Below are 24,447 nucleotides of genomic sequence, written 5' to 3'. Positions count from 1 at the left end.
GGCAGGGGCCGTTGCGCCACGCTCGGCGGGCGTCCGCAGGTACAGGGCCAGTACCCCGCTCAGCGCGTACAGCCCGGCGAAGATCCAGATGACGCCCTGCACGCCGAGCGGCCCGAGGAAGACCGCGACGAGGGCGGGGCCGACGAACGTACTGGCACCGGCGCCCAGGTTCAGCGCCGCCATCGCCTGGCCCTTGTGCGCGGGGGCGAGCGAGGGCATCAGCGCGGAGAGCGGCACGTAACCGGCCAGCGTGGCGCCGAACAGGCCCGCCACCAGCAGGCACAGCGCGTACTGCCCGCCGAGCAGCGTCGGCACGTAGTACAGCAGCAGCGAGGTGACCGTACAGCCGGCGCCGCCGCACCAGGCGACCGTGCGCCGCCAGCCGATCCGGTCCCCGAGCACACCGAAGACCAGGTTGAAGACGATGTTGACCGCGAACATCACGGACAGCAGGCGCAGCCACTGCGACAGGCTCAGTCCGACGGTCTGCGTGAAGAACGCCGGCAGGCACACCAGGAAGCCGAACTCCGGCACCGTATTGATCATGCGGACCACGGCACCGGCACCGATCCGCGGATTGCGCCCGAGCAGCGCCAGACTCCCGAAGAGCGTGGCCAGCGGGCGTTCACCGGCCGGGGCCAGCCGCGCGAAGCCGGTCCGCTCGCGGACGAGCAGCAGCGCGATCAGCCCGCCGAGGACGACCAGGCCGAGCGAGAACCACAGCGTGCCGTAGGCGCCGATCTGCGGGATGAGGAAGCTCGCGGTGAGCGAGCCCAGCGTCGGCAGCCCGCCGGTGAAGGCGAACCAGAACCACCCGACGGCCGTGCCGAGCCGCTTCTCCGGTGCCGTCGCCGCGATCCACACCAGGAAGCCGAACGCGAAGAGCGGATAGCCGATGCCGCGCAGGCCGTAGCTGAGGAGCAGCAGCGGATAGTTCATCGAGGGCACCGCGATCGCCAGCATGAGCACCTGGAACCCGACCCAGGCACCGAACCCCGCCATCATCACCCGGCGCGGACCCCACAGGTCCGACAGCGCGCCGGAGAGCCACGCGGCGACGGACGCGGTGACGCCGTAGACGGTGAACAGCATCGCCACCCGCTGCGCGGACAGGCCCTCCTGCACCAGATACGGCGAGAGATACCCGGACTCGACGCCGTCACCGATCATGAACACGAGGACACCGACGAATCCCCAGGTGAGCCCGCGGGGAATGCCGAGCCGGTCGGTCCACGCCGGCCGTGCTGCGCGCGGCGGCCCGGTCGGCCCGGGAGGAGTACTGGCCACGAGGCACCTCTTCCAGTGATACGGGCGGCCGCGCCCCTGACCGGCGCGGCCGGGCCCCTTGTGGAACCGATGCAACGCGGGCCGCGCCGAGCCGGTCAACGCCCGCCGGATCACCTCTCGCGGGCCGGCCGGGCCGCCGCGTGAAAACCGCCGGCGGCGGACCCCCGTACCCCGGGCTTAACATGGCGGCAACGCGGCGTGAGCTCGGCATTTCCGCGCTGACCTGGGACGCCGAAGGGGTCCCGCCGTGTGAGATCCGCGTGAAGTTAACGAGAGGTTCCCGCAGTGACCGAGGACGACGGCGGCCCGCCGGGCGGCAGCGCGAGACGGGAGGACATCCAGAACGCACGGCGGCAGCGCATCCGCGAACAGGTCGCCGCCGAGGGATTCGTCCGCACCGCCGCGCTAGCCGAGGAGTACGCGGTCAGCATCATGACCATCCACCGCGACCTGGACGTCCTCCAGGCCCAGGGCTGGCTGCGCAAGGTGCGGGGCGGCGCCTCCTCCCTCCCCTCACTGCTCTTCCACGGCGACCTCAGCGAACGCATGGCCGCCATGAACGCGACGAAGCGCCGGCTCGCCCGCGCCGCGCTCCGGCTGCTCACCCCCGGCCAGACCGTCATGATCGACGAGTCCACCACCTGCCTCGCGCTGGCCCAGCACCTCACCGAACGCGGACCGCTCACCGTCATCAGCAACTTCCTGCCGGTCATCAAGCTGCTGGCGGGCGAGCCCGGCATCACCCTGCTCGCCCTCGGGGGCTCGTACTACCCGGCGTACGACGCGTTCCTCGGCCCGCACACCGCCGACTCGGTCCGCTCCTTCCGCGCGGACATCCTGTTCATGTCCACCACGGCCGTCACCGGCGACACCTGCTACCACCAGTCGCAGGAGACGGTGCAGGTCAAACGGGCGCTGATGGACCGGGCCGCGCGCCGCGTACTGCTGGTGGACCACACCAAGTTCGCCCGCAGGGGCGTCTACGCGCTGGCCCCGCTCACCGACTTCGACACCGTCCTCGTCGACGACGCGCTGCCCGTCGCCGAACTGCGCCGCCTCCGGGACCTCGGAGTGTCCGTGATCACGGTCGGCGGCGGCGCCTGAGCCACAGGCTCTAGCACGCGGGATGGCGACGGCGGCGCACTTCCCGTAATCGCGCCCGGCAGGCGGGCACCGCCCGCCACCATGCCCGGCGTGGACACCGTACGCGTCGGGCTCCGCGTCGAAGGGACCGTGCAGGGGGTCGGGTTCCGGCCCTTCGTGCACGCGACGGCCGCCCGGCTCGCGCTGAGCGGCATGGTCGCCAACGACCCCGCCGGAGTACTCATCGAGGTCGAGGGCCCGGCGGACGCCGTGGCGCGCTTCCGGGAGTTACTGGAGAGCCGGCCGCCGCCGCTGGCCGTCATCGAGCGGATCACCGCGCGGCCGCTGCCGCCGGCCGGTGGAGCGGACCCCCGCTTCGTCATCGCGGCCAGCCACCGCGCGGCCGGCGCTGCGGAGCACACGCCCCGCACCCCGATCGCCCCCGACATCGCCACCTGCGCCGACTGCCTGCGCGAACTCCGCGACCCGGCCGACCGGCGGCACCGCTACCCGTTCCTCAACTGCACCAACTGCGGCCCGCGGTACACCATCACCCGCGACCTGCCCTACGACCGGGCCCGCACGACGATGGCGGGCTTCCCGATGTGTGCCGCGTGCGCCGCCGAGTACGAGGACCCCACCGACCGGCGCTTCCACGCCCAGCCGCTGTGCTGCCCCGCCTGCGGACCGACGCTCCGGCTGGTCGACGCGGCCGGTACGCCGGTGCCGGGCGAGCCGGTCGCGGCGGCGGCCGGGCTGCTGCGTGCCGGGCGCATCCTCGCCATCAAGGGACTGGGCGGCTACCACCTCGCCGTGGCCGCCGGGTGCGAGCCGGCCGCCGCCGCGCTGCGGGCTCGCAAACACCGTGCGGACAAGCCGTTCGCGGTGCTCGTACCCGACCTGGCGACGGCCGAGCGGCTGTGCGAACTGGACGAAACAGCGAGGGAGTTGCTCACCGGACCGCACTGCCCCATCGTGCTCGCCGCGCGCCGGCCGCCCGCAGACCGACCACCGACGATCGCGGCCTCCGTCGCCCCCGGCTGCCGCGAACTCGGACTGCTGCTGCCCTACACCCCGCTGCACCACCTCCTCGCCGCGGAACTCGGCAGCCCCGCCGTCCTCACCAGCGGCAACCTCGCGGACGAACCCCTCGCCTTCCGCGACGACGACGCCTTCGCGCGGCTCGGCACCCTCGCCGACGCCTTCCTCACCCACGACCGGCCCATCCACCGGCGCGCCGACGACTCCGTGATCCGGGTCCGCTCGGGCCGTACCGTCCCGGTGCGGCGGGCGCGCGGCTGCGCCCCGGCGCCGCTGCCGCTGCCCGTGCCCGCCGCCCGCCCGGTACTGGCCTGCGGCGCGGAGCTGAAAAGCACCTTCTGCCTGGCCCGGGGCCGACGCGCGGTCCTCTCCCCGCACCTCGGCGACCTGGAGAACTACGAGACGCTGACCGCGTACACGGACGGCATCGCCGACTTCGCGCGGCTGTACGCCCTCGAACCCGCGCTGATCGCCCACGACCTGCACCCCGAATACCTCTCCACCAAGTACGCGCACGACCGAGCCGACGCCACGGACGCGCGCCTCGTCGGCGTCCAGCACCACCACGCGCACCTCGGCGCCTGCCTGACGGAACATCAGGCACGTGGCCCGGTCATCGGAGTGGCCTTCGACGGGCTGGGGTGGGGCACCGACGGCACACTGTGGGGCGGCGAGTTCCTCCTCGCCGATCTGTGCGGCTTCCGCCGCGCGGCACACCTCGTGCCGGTGCCGCTCCCCGGAGGCGCGGCGGCGGTCAGGGAGCCGTGGCGGATGGCCGCCGCATACCTGGACGCGACCGGCGGCGACGGTCTCGCCGTCCGCCGACGGCACGGTGAACGCTGGGACCACGTACGGGCGCTGGCCGCCGCCGGCGTCAACTCCCCGCTCACCTCCAGCGCCGGCCGGCTCTTCGACGCCGTCGCCGCCATCCTCTCCCTCCGCGACACCGTGCGCTACGAAGGGCAGGCGGCGATCGAGCTGGAGCGGTGCGCCGACCCGGCCGTCCGCGACGGCTATCCCGTACGCCTCGACTGTCCTGTACGGGGCGACGACGCCTACCGGGTGCACGGCGCGGACCTGGTGCGCGCCGCGGCCGACGACGTACGTGCGGGCACGCCTCCCGCAACCGTCGCGGCCCGGTTCCACAACGGCGTCGCGCGCCTGATCGCGGACGTCTGCGGACGGCTGCGCGAAACCACCGCGCTCACCACCGTCGCGCTCTCCGGCGGCGTCTTCCAGAACGGCCTCCTGCTGGACCGGACCGTCCCGGCCCTGGAACGCGCCGGCTTCCGCGTCCTCACCCACCGCCGCGTGCCGTGCAACGACGGCGGCATCAGCCTCGGCCAGGCGGCCGTCGCGGCGGCCCGGGACGACGCAGCGGAGTGGGGGTGAGCACGCCGTCCTCAGCAGATCCGCGGCAGCGGGTCACCGATCAGTACATCCAGGATGCGGGTGCCGCCGAACTCCGTCCTCACCAGGACCAGTGCGGCCGGCTCGGCCACCACCCGGCCGACGACCGCCGCGCGCTCGCCCGGCGGCCGCAACCGCAGCGCCGCCACAGCCGACTCGGCGCACGCCCCGTCCACCACCACGACCATCCGCCCCTCGCAGGCGATATAGAGCGGATCAATCCCCAACAGCTCTGCCGCGCCGCGTACTTCGTCCCGGACCGGTACGGCGGACTCGTCGAGCACCACCGCGACGTCCGAAGCCCGTGCGATCTCGTTCAGCACGGTCGCCACGCCGCCCCTCGTCGCGTCGCGCAGGCACCGTACGCCGTCCCCGCACGCCGCCAGCAGCGCCGCCACCGGCGCGGCGAGCGGGGCGGTGTCCGAGACCAGGTCGCTCTCGATGCCCAGCTCGCCGCGGGCCAGCATGACCGTCGTACCGTGGTCGCCCACCGGCCCGGACACCAGGACCGCGTCGCCGGGCCGCGCCCTTCCGGCACCCAGTGTGAAGTGGTGCTCCACCACCCCCACCCCCGCGGTGTTCACATACACCCCGTCGGCCTTGCCGCGCTCCACGACCTTGGTGTCGCCGGTGACGATCCGCACGCCCGCCGCCTCGGCGGCTCGCGCCATGGACCCGGCTACGCGGGTCAGGTCGGCGACCGGGAAGCCCTCCTCCAGGATGAAGCCGGCCGAGAGGTACAGCGGCCGGGCCCCGCACATCGCCAGGTCGTTGACCGTCCCGTTCACCGCGAGATCGCCGATGTCACCGCCGGGGAAGAAGAGCGGCGAGACCACATAGGAGTCCGTGGTGAAGGCCAGCCGCGCGCCGCCCGCCGGGCACACCGCCTGATCCTCCAGCGGTGCCAGCAGCGGATTGTCGAACGCCTCCAGGAACACCGCCTCGATGAGCGTGTGCGTCGCCTTGCCGCCGGCGCCGTGCGCCAGGGTGATGCGCTCCTCCCTGACCCGGGCCTTGCGGCGGCGCGCCCGGTCGATCCGCCGGAGTACTTGTTCTTCCCGCTCGGCGGTCATGACCGGGTCGCCTCCCGTACGGCGGACCGGGTGAACCGGCCGAAGTGGTAGTACGCGGCGCACGCCCCCTCCGAGGAGACCATGCAGGTGCCGATCGGCGTCTCCGGCGTGCAGGCGGTGCCGAAGACCTTGCACTGCCAGGGCTTGAGCACGCCCTTGAGCACCTCGCCGCACTGACAGGACGTGGGGTCCGCGACCCGTACTCCCGGAATGCCGAAGACCCGCTCCGCGTCGTACTCCGCGTATGCCTCCCGGATGCGCAGCGCCGAGTACGGGATGGTGCCGAGGCCGCGCCACTCGAAGGACGGGCGCAGCTCCATGACCTCGCTCAGGGCCCGCAGCGCCTTGGGGTTGCCGTCCCAGGGAACGACCCGGGCGTACTGGTTCTCCACCGCGCACCGTCCCTCCGCCAGCTGACGGAGCAGCAGATGGATCGACTGAAGAATGTCCAGCGGCTCGAACCCGGCGACGACCAGGGGCTTGCCGTACTCCGCCGCGATGAAGCGGTACGGGCGGCAGCCGATGACCGTGGAGACGTGGCCCGGGCCGAGGAAGCCGTCCAGCCGCAGGTCGGGCGAGTCCAGGAAGGCCTTCACCGCGGGGATGATCGTGACGTGGTTGCAGAACACCGAGAAGTTGTCCAGCTTCTCGGCCGCCGCGCGCCGCACCGTGACCGCGGTCGACGGCGCTGTGGTCTCGAAGCCGATGGCCATGAAGACCACCCGCTTGTCCCGGTTCTGCCGGGCGATGCGCAGCGCGTCGAGCGGCGAGTACACCATGCGGATGTCGGCGCCCTCGGCCTTGGCGTCCAGGAACGACCGGCTGCCACCGGGCACCCGCATCATGTCGCCGAACGACGTCATGATGGTGTCCGGCTGCCGGGCGAGGTGCAGCGCGTCGTCCACCCGGCCCATTGGGATCACGCAGACCGGACAGCCGGGGCCGTGCACCAGCGTGACGTTCTCGGGCAGATGGTCCTCGATGCCGTGCTTGTAGATGGTGTGCGTGTGACCGCCGCACACCTCCATGAAGGTGTACGAGCGGCCCGGCGCGCAGAGCCCGGCGATCCGGACGGCGAGCGCCCGGGCCTTGTCCGCGTCGCGGTACTCGTCGACATAACGCATCAGCCGGTACCCGATTCCCGTAGTGCCTCGATCTCGTCCTCGTACGCCTGGCCGATGCCTTCGAGGAATTCCATGGCGGCCCGCGCCTCGGCCTCGTCGATCCGGGACAGCGCGAACCCGACATGGATCAGGATCCAGTCGCCGGGCGCCACCCCTTCCCCTTCCAGCAGCGCGATGTTGACGGCCCGCCGGACACCGCCGACGCTCACCCGCGCCAGATCGGGCTGGTCCGCGACCAGCTCCACGACCTCACCGGGAATCCCCAGGCACACGGCCACCACCCCCGGCCCCCGTGTCGCCCGCCACCCGGATGGAGAGCAGGGTGAACTCGTCCCCGGGCACGGTGAACAGCTCGACGGCCGCGCCCTCGGCGACCGTGCCCGCCGCGACCAGCGCGAAGGACTGCGCCAGCGCGGGCCCGACCACGGCGTGCTGCTCACCGATCCGTACGGTCACGCCCGTGACCCGGCGCCCCTGCGCCCGGCCCTCCACCGCCTCCAGGATTCCTTCGCACAGTCCGACCTCATGCATGGCGCCCGTCCTCCGTCCCTTCTCCGTTCCTGTGGCGGCGGGATTGCCGTCCAGGCGTTCCGCCAGCAGCTCGCGCACCAGGCGCACGGCCTCGTCGACCGCGCCCAGCACGGGCGGGCTCAGGCCCATCCCCTCGCGCACCACGGCCGGTTCGCAGCCGATCACGGTCACCCACGGGAGCCGCACGCCGAACCGCCGGAGCAGCGCCAGCACGGTCCCGGGCGCCATGTCGTGCGCGTCCAGCGCGGGCGTGGCCGCATCGTCCTCCGGCTCCACCGGCTCCAGGAGGTACACCGTTCCCGGTGGCCCGCCGCGCTGTACCGCGTCGACCAGGACCAGCCCGTCGTAGCCGTTCATCAGCTCGTGCGCGAGGTGCACCCCGCGGATGCCGTAATCGGCGGCCCGCGCGCCGCCGGGCAGTTCGGTGCCGGCCAGCCGTCCGGCCACCGCGACGCCGAACCCGTCGTCGCCGAGGAAGACATTGCCCACGCCCGCGACCATCACGTGCACAGCAGCTCCACCTCGTCCGGCGCGAAGTAGTGGTACCGGCCGACCTCTTCGCGCAGGTCGGCCCCCGGATCGTCGTCGAGCGTCACGGCCAGGTGCGTACTGCCGTCCACGTCCCGGAGGACGACCGCCACCCGCGCGGTGCGTCCCGCGAGGAACATGTCCTGCGCGTCGGCCCGTCGGCTCCCGGGACGCAGCCGTACCCGGGAGCCCCGCCCGGCCCGGCCGCCGGTCACCGGCACGAGGTCATCGGCCCCGGCCGGGGGACTGGGCCGCACCGTGCCGTGCAGCCGCTCCAGCACGTCCGGCGTGACGCTCTCGGCATGGTCCACGATCGCCGCCGCACGCGGGTCGGTGGCGCGGGCCTCGCGCTTCTCGTCCTCGGTGAGCGTCATCGTGCGCAGCGTCAGCAACTCGTCGATCTCCGTGCCGTCGTGGAAGTCGGCGGTGCTCTCCGGCGCGATCCGCGGCCGGTCGCCCAGGATGACCGGGGCGCAGAGCAGTGTGCTGTCGTCGACGAGGGACGGCCAGGTGTACGCGTTCTCGCACCGGGCGACGGCCCCGGCGGCCCACTCGGGAGGATCGACCGGCGACAGGAACCGGCCGCCGGAGACGGCGAGCAGTGTGTGCGTGCCGATGAGCGCGCCGCACAGCATCTCCGTACGGTCCGGGGAGCCGCCCGCCGTGCGGTTCTCGGTCCGCACCCGCACCCGCAGCAGGCCGTACGGCCCGGGCTCGGCCTCCGCCGTGATCCGCAGCTCCCCGGAGAGCGGCCACCGGCGCCGCCCGTCGTCCTCCCCGCCGGGCACCTCGAAGGGATGCGTGACGCACACGCCGGGCACGAGACCGGCGTCCACCTCGACCTCCCGCACCACCCCCTCGTCCCACGGCGGATCGCCGGGCGCGCGGGCGTACCGCCGCCGCACCTGAAGGAACCGCAGCCGTACGGTGAGGGACACCGCGGCGCCCGGCCGCACTTCCACGAGCGAATCGCTTTCCGCGTACGAGGTCTCCGACCGGTCCGAACCCTGGGGCGCCAGCACGCCGAACTGCCAGCGCAGCCGGTTCTTGGGGGCGGACGCCCGGTACGGGTAGAGGACGTACCCCTCGAAGAGCACGGCGTCGGCCACCGCGCGGGCCCGCGCGAACCCGGCGGGCTCCCGCCCGGCACCGCCGCTCAGCACGGCCCCTCCCCGGCCCGGCCGAGCAGCGCCCCGACCGTCTCCTCCCACGTCGTCAGCTGCCGGTCGTGCTTGAAGGCCAGCAGCGCGTCCAGGGTCTCCCGGCGCAGCCGCAGCCACCCGCAGCCCGGAAAGTGCAGGTCCATCAGCTCGCGCCACACGGCCGCCGGCAGCACCGCCGCGCACTCCCGCTCCCACGGCACCATCCCGATCCCGCCCGACGTGAAGACCGTGCCGCTGAACAGCAGCAACAGCGGCACCTCGCCGTCCTCCAGCGCATGGAAGTACTGCCCGCACGCCACCTCCAGGTCGTATGAGACGGGTACCGGTATGTCGATCTCCGTGGCCCCGGCGAACGCCGGCACCATCGCGGTCACCGTGGCCAGTTGCAGTGGCTGCTGTGTCGTGGCCCAGCGGTGCCGGTCGCCGAACAGACCGGTCAGGCGGCGTGCCTCCCGGTCGCTGTACGACCGCAGGGCCGGCTGGATGCGCAGCTGACAGCGGAGTGCGACCGCGCGGACCTCGCCGCCCGTGCGCTCCGTGATCCGCAGCCGGAGGATCAGGGACGGCGCGGCGGCGTACGGCTCCGGGCGGACCCCGGGACAGTCGAAGACGAGGTCAGCCATGGGCGGTCCCCCGGATCGCCGGTCCGCCCGGACGGGCGCGCAGCCCGGCGAAGAAGGCGTCCAGCTCGCGGTGGACGTCCGACCCGCCGTCAAAGCCCCGCCAGTGCAGCCGCACCCGCCCGACCAGGTCGTAACAGGTGTCGATGGGGACGAGGTGGCATTCGACGCCGTCGCCGGTACGGCGCAGCAGCAGCGCTTCCACGTCGTCGGCCAGGTCCGCGACGTCCGGGTGGGCGGCCATGAGCTGCCGCCAGGCCCCGTCCGGCAGCAGGGACTCGGTGGCACCTCCGGGGCTCGGATAGAAGACCACATGGCGGCCCAGCCGGGAGTTGCGGAAGCAGAAGACCATGCCGACCGGCAGCCCCAGCGCCTCCCAGTCGGCCGCGGTGAGCGCGGTGTCGCGGAGGTGCAGGTGGCGGTCGGGCACCCCGCGGTAGCGGCCGTCGGCCGCGCCCGGGTGGGTCAGCACCGTACGGCAGGCCCGGCAGGCGCACAGCAGGCCGCGGCCGTCGAGGTCCACGACGTGTCCGTGGCCGCTTTCCAGGCCGGCGGCGCACAGATCGCAGCGGGGCCCGGCGCGCTGCCGGTGCGCTGCGGGCGCGGGCTCGCGGAACCGGCGCAGGCCGGCGCCGGCCGTCACGGGCGCGCTCCGGAGGCAGGCGCGTCGGCCGGCGGCCGCGAGCCGATCTGCAACAGGGTTCGCTGCGCGAGGAGTTGCTCCACTCGTACGCCGGTAACCTCGGGTGCGACGGCCCGGACGGCGCGCTCGACGGCCTGCTCGACGGCCCCGGACGCGCAGCCCCCGCACCCGCCTCCGCGCAGCCGGACCGTGGCCCGCCCGGAAGCGTCGATGCCCGCCAGCTCGATGCTGTCGGTGTGCGTGCCGAGGAAGGGCCGTACCTGCTCCAGCGCGTCGGCCACCCGCTCCGCCGTGCCGCGCGGATGCAGATCGTGCAGGATCAGCAGGCTGCCCACGAGGTCGTCGGCGGCCAGCGTCCGCACCGTCTCGGCAGGCAGCAGCCCGACGACCCGGGCCAGCCCCTCGCCGTACAGCCGCATCAGCAACCGCACCAGTTCCTCGGCCTGTTCGCCCACCCGCGGTGCGGTGGAGAGCTGGGCGAGCAGCTGCTCCACCCGCGCTTCGGCCTGTCGTAGCTCGTCCATGACACGGCTTCCTCGTCAGCTTCCGTGGTCGTAGGCGGTGGGGGAGAGGGACTTCTTCAGCACCCGGCCGTTGCCGAGGAACATGTGCACTCCGCAGGGCATGCACGGGTCGAAGCTGCGCACCGCGCGCATGATGTCGATGCCCTTGAACTTCTCCGGAGGGTTCTCCTCGAAGATCGGGGTGTGCTGCACGGCGTCCTCGAAGGGGCCCGGCGTGCCGTGCACGTCTCGGACGCTGCTGTTCCACGGCGTCGGCGGGTACGGGTGGTAGTTGGCGATCCTGCCGCCCCTGATCACCATGTGGTGCGAGAGCGCGCCGCGCACCGCCTCGCTGAACCCGCAGCTCACGGCCTCGTCCGGCACGGTGAACGGCGACCAGGTGTCGGTGTGGCCCGCCCGGACCTCGGCGAGCGCCCGGTCCGCGAAGTGCAGCGCCGCGGCCGCCGCGTACGCCTGGAAGTACGTACGGGCACGGTTGCGTTCGATGGCGTTGCTGAGCGGCTCGCCGTTGTGGTGGGGGATGCGCCACTCGAAGGTCGTCTCCGGTGCGGTGGCGGTACGCGGCAGATGGATCAGCACGCTGTGCCCGGTGGCCTTGAGATGTGCGGTGTCCACCAGCCCGGACAGCGCCGTGGACCACAGCCGGGCCAGCGGCCCGCCCCCGGTGTCCAGCGCCAGGTGGTCCTTCCCGTCGAACCACCGTGGTGACATCACCCAGCTGTACTTGTCGTCGAAGTCGCGCTTCTGGGGGCGCGGGAGGGTGTGCTGGTTCCACGGGTGCCGCCGGTCGACGGGGTTGCCCGCCGGGTCCTCGGTGACGAAGGGCTCGCGGTCCGCCCAGTCTTCGTAGAAGGAACTGCCCAGCAGGATGCGGATGCGGAGGTTGATGTCGATCAGGTCGTTGGTGACCAGTTCGCCGTCGACCACGACGCCCGGCGTGATGAACGCCTTGCGCCCCCAGTCGGCCATCGTGCGGTAGTCGAAGTCGCAGTGGGCGGGGTCCTGGAGGCCGCCCCAGCAGCCGAGCAGCACCCGTCGCCGGCCGACCTCCTCGTACCCGGGCAGCGCCTGGTAGATGAAGTCGAAGAGGTCGTCGTGGAGGGGCACGACCTTCTTCATGAACTCCACGTACCGCATGAGCCGGGTCAGATAGTCGGTGAACAGCTGGACCGTGGCGACCGTGCCGACGCCGCCGGGGTAGAGCGTGGAGGGGTGTACGTGCCGCCCCTCCATCAGACAGAACATCTCCCGCGTCGAGCGGCTGACCTGCAGTGCTTCGCGGTAGAAGGCGCCCTCCAGCGGGTTCAGCGACCGCATGATCCCGCCGATGGTGCGGTAGCCGTGCAGGTCCGCGTGGGGTGCCTCGGTCCGCTCGGCGAGCTCCAGGACGCCCGGGTTGGTCGCGCGGACCATGCGCTCGCAGTAGTCCACCCCGACCAGGTTCTCCTGGAAGAGGTTGTGGTCGAACATGTACTCAGCGGCCTCGCCGAGGTTCAGAATCCACTCGCCGAGCGCCGGCGGCCGGGCTCCGTACGCCATGTTCTGTGCGTACACCGAGCACGTGGCGTGGTTGTCGCCGCAGATGCCGCAGATCCGGCTGGTGATGAAGTGCGCGTCCCGGGGGTCCTTGCCCTGCAGGAAGATGCTGTAGCCGCGGAAGATCGAGGATGTGCTGTAGCACTCGGAGACCCGGCCCCGGCCGAAGTCGATCTTCGTGTGGATGCCCAGGCTGCCCACGATGCGGGTGATGGGGTCCCACGCCATCTCGACCAGTTCATCGGCCATGCCGCGGCTCCTCTCGACGCTCAGTGGTCCAGGACGGTTCGTATCCGGTGGTGAGCTGATCGCCCTTGCGGCGCCATGACGGCTCCTGCTCGACGTTGTGCAGGGTGATCCCGCGCAGGGTGCGGACCAGGCTCGCGTACAGGCCGCCGGCCGGGCGGTTCACCTGCACCCCGGCCGGCTCGTCCATGAAGGGCATGAACTTGTCGGGGAAGCCCGGCATCGTGCAGGCGATGCAGATGCCGCCGACGTTCGGGCAGCCGCCGATGCCGTTGATCCAGCCGCGCTTGGGCACATTGCACTTCACCACCGGGCCCCAGCAGCCGATCTTGACGAGGCACCGGTCGGAGTCGAACCCGGTGGCCAGATCGCCCTGTTCGTAATAGCCGGCCCGGTGGCAGCTCTCGTGCACGGTCTGGCCGAAGAGCCAGCGCGGGCGCAGATTCTCGTCGAGCGGGATCATCGGCGCCTGGCCGGTGATCTGGTACAGCAGGTAGACGAAGGTCTCGGAGAGGTTGTCGGGCTGGGTCGGGCAGCCGGGCACGCACACGATCGGCACCCCGTCCTTCGACACCCACTCCCGGCCGAGGTAGTCGGGCACGCCCATGGCGCCGGTCGGATTGCCCGCCATCGCGTGGATGCCGCCGTACGCGGCGCAGGTGCCCGCCGCGACCACGGCCGTGGCGCGCGGGGTGAGCCGGTCCAGCCACTCGGACGTGGTGATCGGCTGCCCCGTCCCGGGGTCGTTGCCGAACCCGCTCCAGTACCCCTCCGCCTTGATCGCTTCGTTCGGTACCGACCCCTCGACCACCAGCAGAAACGGGTCCAGCTCGCCCCGCGCCGCCCGGTGGAACCACTCGAGGAAGTCGTAGGCCCCGCCCTCCGGACCGCACTCGAAGTCGAGCATCGGCCAGTGCATCGCCAGCCGCGGCAGGCCCGGCAGCGCGCCCATCACGATCTCCTCGACGCTCGGCTGCGTCGCGGCCGTCAGCGCGACCGACTCGCCGTCGCAGCCGAGCCCGGCGCTGAGCCACAACAGGTGGACCAGGGGCTCATCGGCACGTGGGGCGGCGGTCACCGGCCACCCCCGCGCCCGGCCCGCAGCGCCTGCTGGATCAGCTCCCACAGCACGTGGTACACGGTCGTCTGCGCCTCCTGGATCCGGTGGACCGAGTCGGAGGGCATGACGAACAGGTGTCCCAGCGTGGAGAGTTGGGCCAGCCGGCCGCCGTGGTGGCCCGCCAGCGCCACGGTGAGCAGGCCGCGCCGGGCCGCCTCCGCCAGCCCCTGTACGACATTGGCGGAGCCGCCGCTGGTCGACAGCCCGACGGCGATGTCGCCCGGCCGCCCGAACGCCGCGAGCTGGCGCGCGAACACCACGTCGAACCCCACGTCGTTGGAGAGCGCCGTGACCACGGCCGCGTCACTGGTCAGGGACAATGCGGGCAGCACCACGGCGCCCGCGGCCGGGCCCCCGGGAGGATGCAGGAACGTGGTGGCCAGGCCCTGCGCGTCCGTACTGGAACCACCGTTGCCGAAGGCGAACAGCCGGCCCCCGGCCGCGAACCGCTCCGCCATCGCCGCTGCGCACGCGGCGATCCGGCCGGCGTCCGCCGCGGCGATCCTCCGCCGGAGCGCGGCGATCCCGGCGGCCTTCTCCCGAGCAGACCGGACCACCTCCTCCGTCAGCGCCCCCTGGTCCCCGTCCGCGGCCCGCCGCTCGTAGAGGAAGGGATACAACTCCCGCACCTCGCCCGGCACGTCACTCATCCGCCGCTCCGGTCGTCACCATGGCGATGGCCTCGCCGCCGTGTACCAGTACGGTGCAGCCGGCCGCCGCGTCGACGAGCGCCACACTGATCTCCTGCGGCGGACCGTCCTCGTCCGCCTCGGGGACGGCCAGCGCCAGCCCGTCCGGCAGCAGTTGCCGCACCCGCATCGGCCGGGCCCGGTCCGCGCACGTGTCGCACGTGCCGCCGGCCCCCGGTGCTTCGAGGAAGACATGCGTCATCTCCCACAGCAGGTGGTAGACGGTCACCTGCACCTCCTTGACGATCAGCGGGTCGGCGCTGCCGACGGCCAGCGTGTGGTCCGCCGGGGGCGCGTCCGCCGGATCGCCGCCGCTGAGGACGACGGTGAGCAGGCCCCGCTCCCGGGCCGCCGCCAGCCCCCGGCGCACATTCGCGCAGCGACCGTCCGGTGTGAGCGCCAGTGCGATGTCCCCGGCGTCCGCGAACGCCCGTAGCGGGTGGGCGAAGACCTCGGCGAAGCCCTCGCGCGCGCCGACGCCGCTGAGCGTCGCCGAGTCGTTGCCGAGCGCCAGCGCCGGCAGCGCCCGCTTGCCCACCACGACCGGGTGCATGAACTCCACCGCGACATGGCTCGCGTCGGTCCCCGATTCGCCGTTGCCGAACACGATCAGCTTGCCGCCGCGGGCGAACCGCGCGGCCATCGCCCGGCAGACGGCGGCCACGTGAGGCGCCGCCCGGGTCAGGCCGTGGGCGGCGGGCGCCCGGCGCGCGAAGGCCCGCCGTACGGCCGCCCCGTCGAGCACCGGCCCGCAGGGCCCATTGGTGGACACCTCACTCAACTCCCACATGGAGGACGATCACGCAGGTGTCGTCCTCCGGATCGGTGTGCAGGACGGACAACAAGGTTTCGAGGTGCTGCTCGGGGGTGCCGTCGGCACCCTGCCGGGCAGCGGCCAGCAGCAGGTCCTCGCGGTCCCCCGCGCGGTCGGCGCGGCGCTCGACGAGCCCGTCGGTGTACAGGACCACCCGGTCGCCGGTGTGCAGGACGGTGGTCGTCAGGCCGTAACCGGGGTCCAGACTGGCGCCCAGCGTGGTCCCGTCGCCGTTCTCCAGCTCCGCCGCCTCGCTGCCCCGCACCAGGACGGGCGACGGGTGTCCGGCACGGGCCCAGGTGAGCGTGCGGCCGTCCGGATCGAAGTGGCCGACGACCGCGGTGGCGGTCAGCGAGTCCTCGTGGCCGTGGAAGGCCAGAAGGTTCAGGCAGTCCAGGATCCCGGCCGCGTCGGCGCCGGTGTGCGCGATGCCGAGCAGCGCGTTGCGCAGCTGCGCCATCTGCGCCGCCGCGCGCAGGCCGTGCCCGCTCACGTCCCCGATGGCGATCAGCACCCGGCCGTCCGGGAGCGGGGCGGCCTCGAACCAGTCCCCGCCCACCCGCGCGCAGTTCTCGGCGGGCTGGTACCGGACGGCCACCCGCAGCCCGGGCAGTGTGGGATGCACCGTGGGCAGCAGCGCCAGCTGCAGCTCCTCGGCCATCCGCAGCTGCTGGTCCTCCGCCTCGCGCCGGGACGCCGCCAGCTCGGCCGCCATCCGGCGCACGGCGGAGACGTCCTGGACGACGCCCTGCACCGCGACGAGCCGGCCGCGGCTGTCCCGTACCAGTTCGGCGTTGACGCTCACGTGCCGCGGCGGCTCGGCCCCGCGGGTGCGCACCTCGAACCGCACCGGCCCGCCGTCCTCGGACAGCGACCGCACGGCCGCGACGACGGCCGGGAGATCGTCCTCGGCGACGTACTCCGACAGCGTGTCCAGGGGCAGCGGGCCATGCGCCGGGTTCACCCCCAGGACGTCGTACATCCTGCGGGACCACGTGACGTCGCCGGTGACGAGGTTCCACTCCGCCCAGCCCAGGTGGACCAGCCGCTCCGCGTCGTCGATCTGCGCCCGCATCCGGGCCTGCTCGTCGTGGAAACACCAGCTCACCAGCAGGCCGCCGCCCACCCGTTGCGCGCGCACGCTCAGCACGGCGGGCCGCAGCGCCCCCTGGAACGGCTCCTCGTACGCGAACGGCCCGCGGTTCAGCGGGACGCCGGTCTCCAGCACCCGCACATAGGCGTCGAAGATGCCGGAGAGGACCATCCCGGGGAAGGCGTCGAGCAGCCGGCTGCCGGTGACCTGCTCGGGCGTCCGCCCCAGCAGCGCGGTGGCGCGCGCGTTGCAGCGGTCGATGGTGAACTCCACGACCCGGCCGAGAGGGCCGCGTACCGGGAAGAGCAGCGCGGCCGGCGCGGGAATGGCGTCGATGACCGCGCCCAGCCAGGCGGCGCGTACGTCGTCGTCCGGCAGCCCGAGCGCCGCCAGCCCGCGCAGCCGCTGCCCGGCGGCCGTGGTCAGCGCCTCCAGCCGTACCCGGCCGGCCGCCGGCACCGGCACGGGCCGCGGCCAGACGACGCTGATCACGCACACCACGGTGTTCTGCGCCGCCGGCCCGCACCGGGCCCGGGCCGGCGGCGGCGCGTCCGGCGCGTCACTCCGGGCGGACACCCAGGTGAGCGTCTGCTCGCCGGTCTCGTCGTCGAGCCACAGGAGCTGGTCCGCCACGGCCATCCGGGCGAGCGGAAGCACACAGCGCAGCGGGACCTGCGCCCAGTCGGTGACCGTCGTGGCCGAAGCGCCGGCGACCCCGCTCATCCGGAGCACGCCGTCCATGTCCAGCACCGCCAGCAGCACCGCCGTGGCTCCCAGGGGCCGGGCGTGGTCGTGGAGCCGGCGCGCCAGCTCGGCCGGGCCGCGCGCCGCGGCCAGCCCGCCCGTGTCCCCGTGCGGTACGCCGCCGAGGCGGACCGTTCCCTCTTTACCGTGAGCGTCGCCGCTGCCCGGCCGATCCGGCCGCGGGCCCGGCTCCGGCACCGGTTCCGGTACGTCGCCGGAGGGACCGAGGAGACCGCGGGCGTAGGCACGGGCCCGCTCTTCGTCGCACCCCAGGCGTTTGGCCAGGAGCTCCTCGACCCGCGCGACCCTCACCCCGCAACCACCTCGTCCGGGAACCGGGAGCACCCTCTTCGGCCCGCCCCATGACACCCCGTCGTCCCTGCACACCTGCGTCCCCACAATTAGGAAGCGGTGCGTCGGAACGGCGGGTCGGAGGGCACATCTCACAACGGGTTATCTATCAAGGCCCGACGGTCACCGTGCGAAGTGATCGGGGATGACCGCTGCCTTCGCACCGCTGTGCTGCCGGCAGCGGGATCCGAACAGTGGCTGACAGCAATCGAGCGGAGTGGGGGCGGTCGTTGACGCCCGTCCCTGCACCAGGGCAGGGGTACTCAGCGGGGGAAGCCCGGGAAGCCGGGCAGCCGGCCCGGCTCGGTGAAGGAGTACGGGGCCCAGGGGCCGGTCAGTTCGATGCGCAGGGCGGGGGAGCGGGCGGCCAGTCCGCCGACCGTCTCGGCGAAGACGCCGGCCGCCTCGCGCGGCACGAGATAGGCGCTGTCGAGGAGGTTCCGGCCGTGCGGATACGGAGCCCGGGCGATGGGGGACGTCCAGTAGGCGGAGGTGGCGCAGGAAGCGGCAACGCCGGCCGGGCAGGCGTCCTGCGGTGAGTGCACGCAGGAGCACTCGGCGACGTCCGCCAGCGCGTGATGGGCCGCGCGGGCCAGCCCGTCCGTCGGCTCGCCTGCGCCGTCCGCCGTGGCTTCGGTGCCGGCGGGCGCGGCGTCGGCCTCCCCGTCCTGGGCGTATGCCTTCACGCCCCACTCCAGCCGCCCGTCCAGCCGCGCGAGCAGCCGTCGGTACAGGTCGGCGCGGGCGGCGAGCGTGCGGCGCACCTCCTGTGCGTCCTGGTGGACCGTGCCGAGACGCGTCGGCAGCACACAGACAGCGGCAGCGGCCTCGTCGACGACTCTGCGGTGGGCGTCGGCGGTGGCCTGCAGGGACGCATTGCCGGCGGCCGGCTCCCCGGGCGGGCCGCAGGCGCCGGGCGGCTCGGAGGCGCTGCCCGGGGCGGAGACCAGTGCGGCCAGTGGCCCCTCAGGCACCGTGATCACGGCGGCGTCGCCGACGCCGGTGAGGCCCCGGCGTGGCCGGAAACCTCTGCGGACGATGCCATAGACATACAGGGGGCCTTGCGGGGAGTCGTCTGGGGGGCCTGCCTTCGGACGCGTGGTCACCGCCACTGCCTCTCCTTCTCCGGCCTGAGTTCGTGGTTCGTGCGCTCTTGCGTTCGATTTCCTGGCTGTACGGGTACCGGGGTCCCGGCCCGGCAAACCCGGCCAATGGCGCGAAGGCGCGGTCCGGCCGCGGACGGACTAGCCTGCAAAGAGGAGCCTTTCGCCCAAAAGGGGGTAGCCGGACAACAGGTATCAGGGGGGCGGGGGAGAGCCGAGCGAGCCGAGGGAGGCGGCAGGCATGCAGCACATCGGCGGACGTTGGCGGTGGCGGCGGTGCCCGCTGCGCCGTCGCTGGGACGTGGTGGACGCCTGGCTCGGCCTGCTGACGGCCCTGGCGCTGCTCCTGGGCGTACCGGTCGTCGGCTTCTCCGCCGGCTTCGCCACCTACGGCTCCCAGCGCGCTGAACGTGCCGAACAGCTCGCGGAACGCCGGGCGTTGACCGGCCGCCTGCTGGAATCCGTACCCGCCGACCCGTCCGCCACCGGCTTCTCCGCCGAGATCGGCCAGGTGCCCGCCCAGGCCCGCTGGACCGCGCCCGACGGCCGGCGGCACACCACGACGGTGCGGGTCGACCCCGGTACGCGCAAGGGTGCCGCGGTCACGGTCTGGACCGATGCCGAAGGGCGGCCCACGGCGGCGCCCATGACCACCGCGCAGGCGGCCGACGACGGCGTCGCCGCCGGTCTCGGTACCGGCATGGCCTTCGGCCTGTTCATCCTGCTCATCCGCTGGACCGGCCGCCGCTACCTGGACCACGTCCGCCTCGCGGGCTGGGAACGCGAATGGGCCCAGATAGGGCCGCGGTGGGGACGGCACCACATCTGAGCGGCCGCCCGGCTCCGGCCTGCCCGCCTCTGGCCCGCACCCCATTCTCTGACTAAAGTCAGAGAATGGCTCGGCGAATGACCACGGACCCGGCACAGATCGACCAAGTACGACGGTTCAACCGCACCGTCACCGAACGGGTGGGCGTGCTCCACGACCACTACCTGGGCCGCGACCGGCCCATCGGCGAGGCCCGGCTGCTCTGGGAGATCGGCGAGGATGGCCGGGACGTCCGCCGGCTGCGCGAGCGCCTCGGACTCGACTCCGGATACGTCAGCCGGCTGCTGCGCTCCCTGGAGGCCGAGGGCCTGGTGAAGGTCGAGCCGCAGCCCCGGGACAGGCGCGTGCGCACCGCCCGGCTGACCGCAGCGGGCCGCGCGGAGCGCGCCGTGCTCGACGGCCGCAGCGACGAGCTGGCCGGCTCCCTGCTGGCGCCGCTCAACACCGCCCAGCGCGCCCGGCTGGTCGCCGCCATGGCCGAGGTCGACCGGCTGCTGACCGCCGCGACCGTCACCCTGGACGCCGTCGACCCCGACCACCCCGACGCCCGGCACTGCCTGCGGTCCTACTCCACCGAGCTCCAGGAGCGCTTCGATACCGGCTTCGATGCCGCGCGGAGCCTGCTGCCCGACCCGGGCGAACTCCGCCCACCGCACGGCCTGTTCCTGGTCGCCCGGCTGCACGGCGAACCGGTCGGCTGCGCCGGCCTGAAGCTGCCGCCCGGTGCCCCGGCCGAGATCAAACGCATGTGGGTCGCGCCGCACGCCCGGCGCCTCGGCCTCGGCCGCCGTTTCCTGACCGAACTGGAGGAGCGGGCCGCCCGGCACGGCCGCGACGTACTGCGCCTGGACACCAACAAGGCGCTCGACGCGGCCCTCGGCCTGTACCGCTCCGCCGGCTTCCAGGAGGTCGCCGCCTTCAACGACGAGCCGTACGCGCACCACTGGTTCGAGAAACGGATCACCGGGCCGCTGCCGGATTCGGCGGAGTCGCCGGAGTCGGCGGAGTCAGCGGAGTCGGAGGTGCCATGGGCCTGAACATGGTGACCGAGGTACGACCGAGGTACGGGACGCGACCGGCGTGCGCTGCACGGAGCTCCCGCTCACCCGCGACCGGGTGCGGCGCGTGCCCGACGGGACGTCATGTGCGGACAGCGGGCGCCGCGCCTGAGGAAGGGGGCGGGAAAGGCGAGGGCGGTCTCCTCGGCCATCGCCGCGAAGAACCGGCGGCCGTCGGCGGTCTGCCGGGAGGTGTACCAGCGGTAGTCCAGGGCCGGGGCAAGCACACGGTGCAGCGCCTCGCGGGCCAGGCCCCGGCCCCGCCAGCGCTCGGCCACGGCGATGTTGCGGAGGTAGCCGCGCCGGCACGCGTGGCACAGCTGGTACTCCAGCCGCCCCACGACCCGCCCCGCCGCATCGCACATCACGACCGCCCGCCGCCCGGCCGGCATCACGGGCCCGGCCGGGCGGAAGACGACGGCGGCGGCGTCCGGCACGGGACCGCCGCGCGGCCCGGGAAGCACCCGTAACCGTGCCCGTCGCGCGGGCCCTCGCGGTGCCGCCATGCGTACCTCCCGCCCGGGGCGCGGCGGCCGGGGTCGGTTCCGGTCACCGGCGCCGCCTTCTACAGGCTTGTAGAGTACGCGCGTCCACGGGCCGTTGGGGCAGTGTTCTCGCCGCTGCGGCGGTGTCCTTGTCGGCGGGGCGGTCTCCCTGTCGGTAGGGCAGTGTGTCGGCGGGGCGCTGGGGTGCCGGCGTTGCCAGTGGGCTTTTGTTGTCAGTGGGCCGCTGTTGTTGTCAGCGGGCCGTTGGGGCATCGGCGTTGTCAGTACCCCCGGGTACTGTGTTGAGAAGGGGACCTCGTGCACCCCCCAATGGGGGAAGAGGGGGCGGAAACGGTACGCCGCCTGCGGACCGGCGCGCAGGCGGGAAGGCGGCCGACACGCAGGCGGGAGGACGGCCGGCACCCAGTCGGGAGGGCACCCGGCACGCAGGCGGGAGGGCGGGAGTCGATGGCTGAGCTCGGGCTGCAGGACACCCACGGGATCCTGGACCGGCCGTGGGTCCGGCCGGACCGGACCAGCGCGGGCCTGGGCTGGGAGCAGCTCTACCTCTCCAGCCAGCGCGAACTGCCCTACCGGGAAGCCTTCGACGGGGCACCCAGTCATCTGCTGATCCTGCACCTCGACGGCCCGGTCACGGTCGGCCGCGGCCGGCGCGGCCTCACCGCGGCGCGGCGCATCCCGCCCGGCGGCCTCTTCCTGCACCCGGCCGACACCGAACTGGACGTCGAACTGGGCGGCCGGCTGGACACCGTGCACGTCTACCTGGCGGACGAGGCGCTGCAGACGGCGGCCGGGGAGGGCCGTCCGGTCCGGCTCGTCGAGGAGTTCGGGGTCACCGACCAGCTGCTGGAACAGCTCGTCCGCGCGCTGGAGGGCGTCGTACGGGACCGGTCGCCGGGCGCCCGCACCTACGCCGACCAGCTCGGTGTGATGATCGCCGGGCAGCTGGCCCGGCACCACAGCACCCGCCGCCCCGTCCCTCCCGCGGCCCGCACCCGTCGCGGCCTGACGGAGCGCCAGTTCGACGCCGTACGGGAGCTGCTGGACGCCCGGCTGGCGGACCCGCTGCCGCTCGCCGACCTCGCGGCGGCCGCGAACCTGAGCGTCAGTCAGTTCGCACGCAGCTTCAAGGCGCGCACCGGGCTGCCGCCGCACAGGTACCTCATGCGGCTGCGCGTGGAACGGGCGGCCCGGCTGCTGCGGACCACCACCGTGCCGATCAGCGAGGTCGCCGCCCGCTGCGGCTTCTCGCACCAGGAGCATCTGACGCGCGTGCTGCGGGCCCAGCTGGACACGACACCGGGCGCGCTCCGGCGCGGCGCGTGAGGCGATCCCTTCCGCTGCCCGGATGAATGCGCCTTTCGTGCAGGCGCGACAGCGGGATCGTGCAGGAGCGCGCGCGTATGCCGGCGCGATACTCAGCTCTCATGCGTGCATTCACCTACTCCAGCCAACCCGCCCGGGTGCTCTTCGGCGCCGGGACGCTGAGCCGCCTGCCCGGGGAAGTGGCCCGCCTGGGCGCCGGCCGCGCTCTGGTCCTCACCACGCCGGGCCGGACGGACCTGGCCCGCCGGACCCGGGAGATCCTGGGCACCGCGGCGGCCGGGGAGTTCACCGGCGCGGCGATGCACACCCCCGTCGACGTCACCGAACGGGCCGTCGCCGTCGCCCGCGAGCTGGCCGCCGACTGCCTGGTCGCCGTCGGCGGCGGCTCGACGACCGGCCTGGCCAAGGCGGTGTCCGCACGGACCGGGCTGCCGCAGGTCGTCGTTCCCACCACCTACTCCGGCTCCGAGGTCACACCCGTGCTGGGCGAGACCGAGAACGGCGTGAAGACCACCCGCTCGGCACCGGAGATCCGGCCCGGCACGGTCCTGTACGACGTCGACCTCACCCTCGGCCTGCCGGTGCCGGTCTCCGTCACCAGCGGCATCAACGCCATGGCGCACGCGGTCGAGGAGCTGTACGCACCGGAAACCGACCCGGTGACCGACCAACTCGCGCTCCGGGCGATCGAGTTGCTGGCCGGTGCGCTGCCCCGGGTCGTCGCCGACCCCGCCGACCGGGAGGCCCGCGCCGACGCGCTGGAGGCCGCCTGGCTGGCCGGTACCTGCCTCGGCAGCGTCGGCATGGGCCTGCACCACAAGCTGTGCCACACCCTCGGCGGCTCCTTCGGCCTGCCGCACGCGCCCACGCACACCGTCGTACTCCCGTACGCCATGGCCCACAACGCGCCCGCCGCGCCCGACGCCATGCGCCGTATCGCCCGTGCGTTGGGTGCCGCGGATGCGCCCACCGCCGTGCACGACCTGATCCGGCGGCTCGGCGCGCCGACGAGCCTTGCCGAGCTCGGTCTGGCGGAAGCCGATCTGCCGCGCGCCGCCCGGCTCGCCACCGCCACGCCCTACCCCAACCCCCGTGAGGTTACCGAGGACGGCATCGCGGCGCTCCTCGCCGATGCCTTCGCGGGTCGCCGCCCGGCGCCCGCCGAACCCCTCGCCGACTCCCTGCACACCCTCCTCGCACAGGTCACCGCCGGTTTCGCGGGGGCGCCCGACGCACGCGTACGCCAGCTGCTGACCGACCTCACCCGCCGCCTGCACGGCTTCGTCGCCGACAACGACCTCACCGACGCCGAATGGCGATACGCGATCGACTTCCTGACCCGCACCGGGCAGCAGTGCTCCGCGACCCGCCAGGAATTCATCCTGCTCTCCGACACCCTCGGCATCTCCAGCGCCGTGGACCTGCTCACCAACTCCCGTACGGCCGAGAGCACCCCGTCCGCGGTCCTCGGCCCGTTCTATGTCGAGGGCCCGCCGCCGCTGCCCGACGGCGCCGACCTCGCCGAGGGGCTGCCCGGCACCCCGATGTACGTGTCCGTGCGGATCACCGACCTGGACGGGGAGCCGCTGGCGGGCGCGGTGGCCGACGTCTGGCAGGCGAACGAGGACGGCTACTACGACGTCCAGCTGCCCGACGTGGACGGGCCGCAGCTGCGTGCCCGCTTCCGCGCGGACGACGAGGGGCGCATCCGCTTCCGCTCGATCCTGCCCAAGGAGTACCCGATCCCCGACGACGGCCCGGTCGGGCGGATGCTCACCGCCGTCGGCCGGCACCCCTACCGCGCCCCGCACGTCCACTTCATGATCAGCGCACCCGGGCGCCGCACGCTCGTCACCCAGCTCTTCGTCGCCGGCGGCGCCTACATCGATGCCGACACCGTCTTCGGCGTCAAGGACGCGCTGGTCACCGACTTCCCCGAGCACCACGGACCCACCCCCGACGGCCGCCCGGCGGACGGCCCCTGGCGCTCCCTCGACTACACCTT

General features: G+C 73.5%; 22 protein-coding genes. 6 read left to right on the top strand and 16 right to left on the bottom strand.

Features of this window, described 5'->3' with window-relative positions:
- Positions 1 to 1,287: MFS transporter (locus CCS38_RS13995; RefSeq protein ID WP_223733579.1), on the bottom strand; the 1,287-nt coding region annotated here is incomplete at its 3' end.
- Between the two features lie 285 nt (positions 1,288 to 1,572).
- Between CCS38_RS13995 and CCS38_RS13990 the strand changes: the two genes are divergently transcribed.
- A complete protein-coding gene (locus CCS38_RS13990; RefSeq protein ID WP_372457070.1) occupies positions 1,573 to 2,391 on the top strand; it encodes a DeoR/GlpR family DNA-binding transcription regulator in 819 nt (272 codons plus the stop codon).
- A gap of 81 nt (positions 2,392 to 2,472) precedes the next feature.
- Positions 2,473 to 4,803, top strand: a complete 2,331-nt coding sequence (hypF, locus tag CCS38_RS13985) for a carbamoyltransferase HypF (RefSeq protein ID WP_223733578.1) — start codon at positions 2,473 to 2,475, stop codon at positions 4,801 to 4,803.
- Positions 4,804 to 4,814: 11 nt separating this feature from the next.
- On the opposite strand, the gene hypE is transcribed toward hypF, so the two are convergent.
- The 14 genes from hypE to CCS38_RS13915 all read right to left on the bottom strand — a co-directional run bounded on the left by hypE (position 4,815) and on the right by CCS38_RS13915 (position 18,726).
- Entirely contained in the window at positions 4,815 to 5,894 is a 1,080-nt protein-coding gene (gene hypE, locus CCS38_RS13980) for a hydrogenase expression/formation protein HypE (protein ID WP_223733577.1), read from the bottom strand.
- Positions 5,891 to 7,018: a hydrogenase formation protein HypD gene (gene hypD / locus CCS38_RS13975; RefSeq protein ID WP_223733576.1), complete on the bottom strand. Its 1,128-nt coding sequence runs from the start codon at positions 7,016 to 7,018 to the stop codon at positions 5,891 to 5,893. Before hypD ends, hypE begins: the two co-directional genes overlap by 4 nt.
- On the bottom strand, positions 7,018 to 7,290 hold the full coding sequence (locus CCS38_RS13970; RefSeq protein WP_223733575.1) for a HypC/HybG/HupF family hydrogenase formation chaperone: 273 nt from the start codon (positions 7,288 to 7,290) through the stop codon (positions 7,018 to 7,020). Before CCS38_RS13970 ends, hypD begins: the two co-directional genes overlap by 1 nt.
- Complete coding sequence (locus CCS38_RS13965) at positions 7,268 to 8,050, bottom strand: hydrogenase maturation protease (protein WP_223733580.1); 783 nt, start codon at positions 8,048 to 8,050, stop codon at positions 7,268 to 7,270. The genes CCS38_RS13970 and CCS38_RS13965 overlap by 23 nt, the downstream gene beginning before the upstream one ends.
- Positions 8,050 to 9,240 carry a hypothetical protein gene (locus CCS38_RS13960; RefSeq protein ID WP_223733574.1) on the bottom strand — a complete coding sequence of 397 codons (1,191 nt, stop codon included), beginning with the start codon at positions 9,238 to 9,240 and terminating at the stop codon, positions 8,050 to 8,052. Before CCS38_RS13960 ends, CCS38_RS13965 begins: the two co-directional genes overlap by 1 nt.
- Positions 9,234 to 9,863, bottom strand: coding sequence for a DUF6084 family protein (locus CCS38_RS13955; RefSeq protein ID WP_223733573.1), 630 nt, complete (start codon positions 9,861 to 9,863; stop codon positions 9,234 to 9,236). The genes CCS38_RS13960 and CCS38_RS13955 overlap by 7 nt, the downstream gene beginning before the upstream one ends.
- Positions 9,856 to 10,503, bottom strand: coding sequence for a DUF5947 family protein (locus CCS38_RS13950; protein ID WP_223733572.1), 648 nt, complete (start codon positions 10,501 to 10,503; stop codon positions 9,856 to 9,858). The genes CCS38_RS13955 and CCS38_RS13950 overlap by 8 nt, the downstream gene beginning before the upstream one ends.
- A complete protein-coding gene (locus tag CCS38_RS13945) occupies positions 10,500 to 11,027 on the bottom strand; it encodes a NifU-related iron-sulfur-binding protein (protein WP_223733571.1) in 528 nt (175 codons plus the stop codon). The genes CCS38_RS13950 and CCS38_RS13945 overlap by 4 nt, the downstream gene beginning before the upstream one ends.
- 15 nt (positions 11,028 to 11,042) lie before the next feature.
- Positions 11,043 to 12,812, bottom strand: a complete 1,770-nt coding sequence (locus CCS38_RS13940) for a nickel-dependent hydrogenase large subunit (RefSeq protein ID WP_223733570.1) — start codon at positions 12,810 to 12,812, stop codon at positions 11,043 to 11,045.
- On the bottom strand, positions 12,802 to 13,887 hold the full coding sequence (locus CCS38_RS13935) for an NADH-quinone oxidoreductase subunit B family protein (protein ID WP_223733569.1): 1,086 nt from the start codon (positions 13,885 to 13,887) through the stop codon (positions 12,802 to 12,804). The genes CCS38_RS13940 and CCS38_RS13935 overlap by 11 nt, the downstream gene beginning before the upstream one ends.
- Positions 13,884 to 14,579: a D-sedoheptulose-7-phosphate isomerase gene (locus CCS38_RS13930; RefSeq protein WP_223733568.1), complete on the bottom strand. Its 696-nt coding sequence runs from the start codon at positions 14,577 to 14,579 to the stop codon at positions 13,884 to 13,886. Before CCS38_RS13930 ends, CCS38_RS13935 begins: the two co-directional genes overlap by 4 nt.
- Positions 14,572 to 15,390: a D-sedoheptulose-7-phosphate isomerase gene (locus CCS38_RS13925; protein WP_223733567.1), complete on the bottom strand. Its 819-nt coding sequence runs from the start codon at positions 15,388 to 15,390 to the stop codon at positions 14,572 to 14,574. Before CCS38_RS13925 ends, CCS38_RS13930 begins: the two co-directional genes overlap by 8 nt.
- A gap of 1 nt (position 15,391) precedes the next feature.
- A complete protein-coding gene (locus tag CCS38_RS35535; RefSeq protein WP_223733566.1) occupies positions 15,392 to 17,581 on the bottom strand; it encodes a PP2C family protein-serine/threonine phosphatase in 2,190 nt (729 codons plus the stop codon).
- A 302-nt stretch (positions 17,582 to 17,883) separates the two neighbouring features.
- The gene (locus CCS38_RS13915) at positions 17,884 to 18,726 is read right to left on the bottom strand and encodes a GvpL/GvpF family gas vesicle protein (protein ID WP_223733565.1); all 843 of its coding nucleotides are present in this window, start codon (positions 18,724 to 18,726) and stop codon (positions 17,884 to 17,886) included.
- A gap of 238 nt (positions 18,727 to 18,964) precedes the next feature.
- Here CCS38_RS13915 and CCS38_RS13910 point away from each other — a divergent pair, with 238 nt between their 5' ends.
- Both CCS38_RS13910 and CCS38_RS13905 read left to right on the top strand, forming a co-directional pair.
- Positions 18,965 to 19,552 (top strand): Rv1733c family protein, encoded by a 588-nt coding sequence (locus CCS38_RS13910; protein ID WP_223733564.1) that lies wholly within the window; start codon positions 18,965 to 18,967, stop codon positions 19,550 to 19,552.
- A gap of 65 nt (positions 19,553 to 19,617) precedes the next feature.
- A complete protein-coding gene (locus CCS38_RS13905) occupies positions 19,618 to 20,589 on the top strand; it encodes a bifunctional helix-turn-helix transcriptional regulator/GNAT family N-acetyltransferase (protein ID WP_223733563.1) in 972 nt (323 codons plus the stop codon).
- A 65-nt stretch (positions 20,590 to 20,654) separates the two neighbouring features.
- On the opposite strand, the gene CCS38_RS13900 is transcribed toward CCS38_RS13905, so the two are convergent.
- Positions 20,655 to 21,116: a GNAT family N-acetyltransferase gene (locus CCS38_RS13900; RefSeq protein WP_223733562.1), complete on the bottom strand. Its 462-nt coding sequence runs from the start codon at positions 21,114 to 21,116 to the stop codon at positions 20,655 to 20,657.
- A 447-nt stretch (positions 21,117 to 21,563) separates the two neighbouring features.
- Between CCS38_RS13900 and CCS38_RS13895 the strand changes: the two genes are divergently transcribed.
- Together CCS38_RS13895 and CCS38_RS13890 are read left to right on the top strand one after the other, a co-directional pair.
- Complete coding sequence (locus CCS38_RS13895; protein ID WP_223733561.1) at positions 21,564 to 22,442, top strand: AraC family transcriptional regulator; 879 nt, start codon at positions 21,564 to 21,566, stop codon at positions 22,440 to 22,442.
- 101 nt (positions 22,443 to 22,543) lie between these two features.
- The coding region (locus tag CCS38_RS13890) for a maleylacetate reductase and hydroxyquinol 1,2-dioxygenase domain-containing protein (RefSeq protein ID WP_223733560.1) at positions 22,544 to 24,447 on the top strand (1,904 nt) is incomplete at its 3' end.

The sequence above is a fragment of the Streptomyces purpurogeneiscleroticus genome (assembly GCF_020024005.1).
Lineage (GTDB): Bacteria > Actinomycetota > Actinomycetes > Streptomycetales > Streptomycetaceae > Streptomyces > Streptomyces purpurogeneiscleroticus.
Note: the sequence above shows the minus strand (reverse complement) of the source record. Positions and strands in the feature narration are given on the sequence as shown.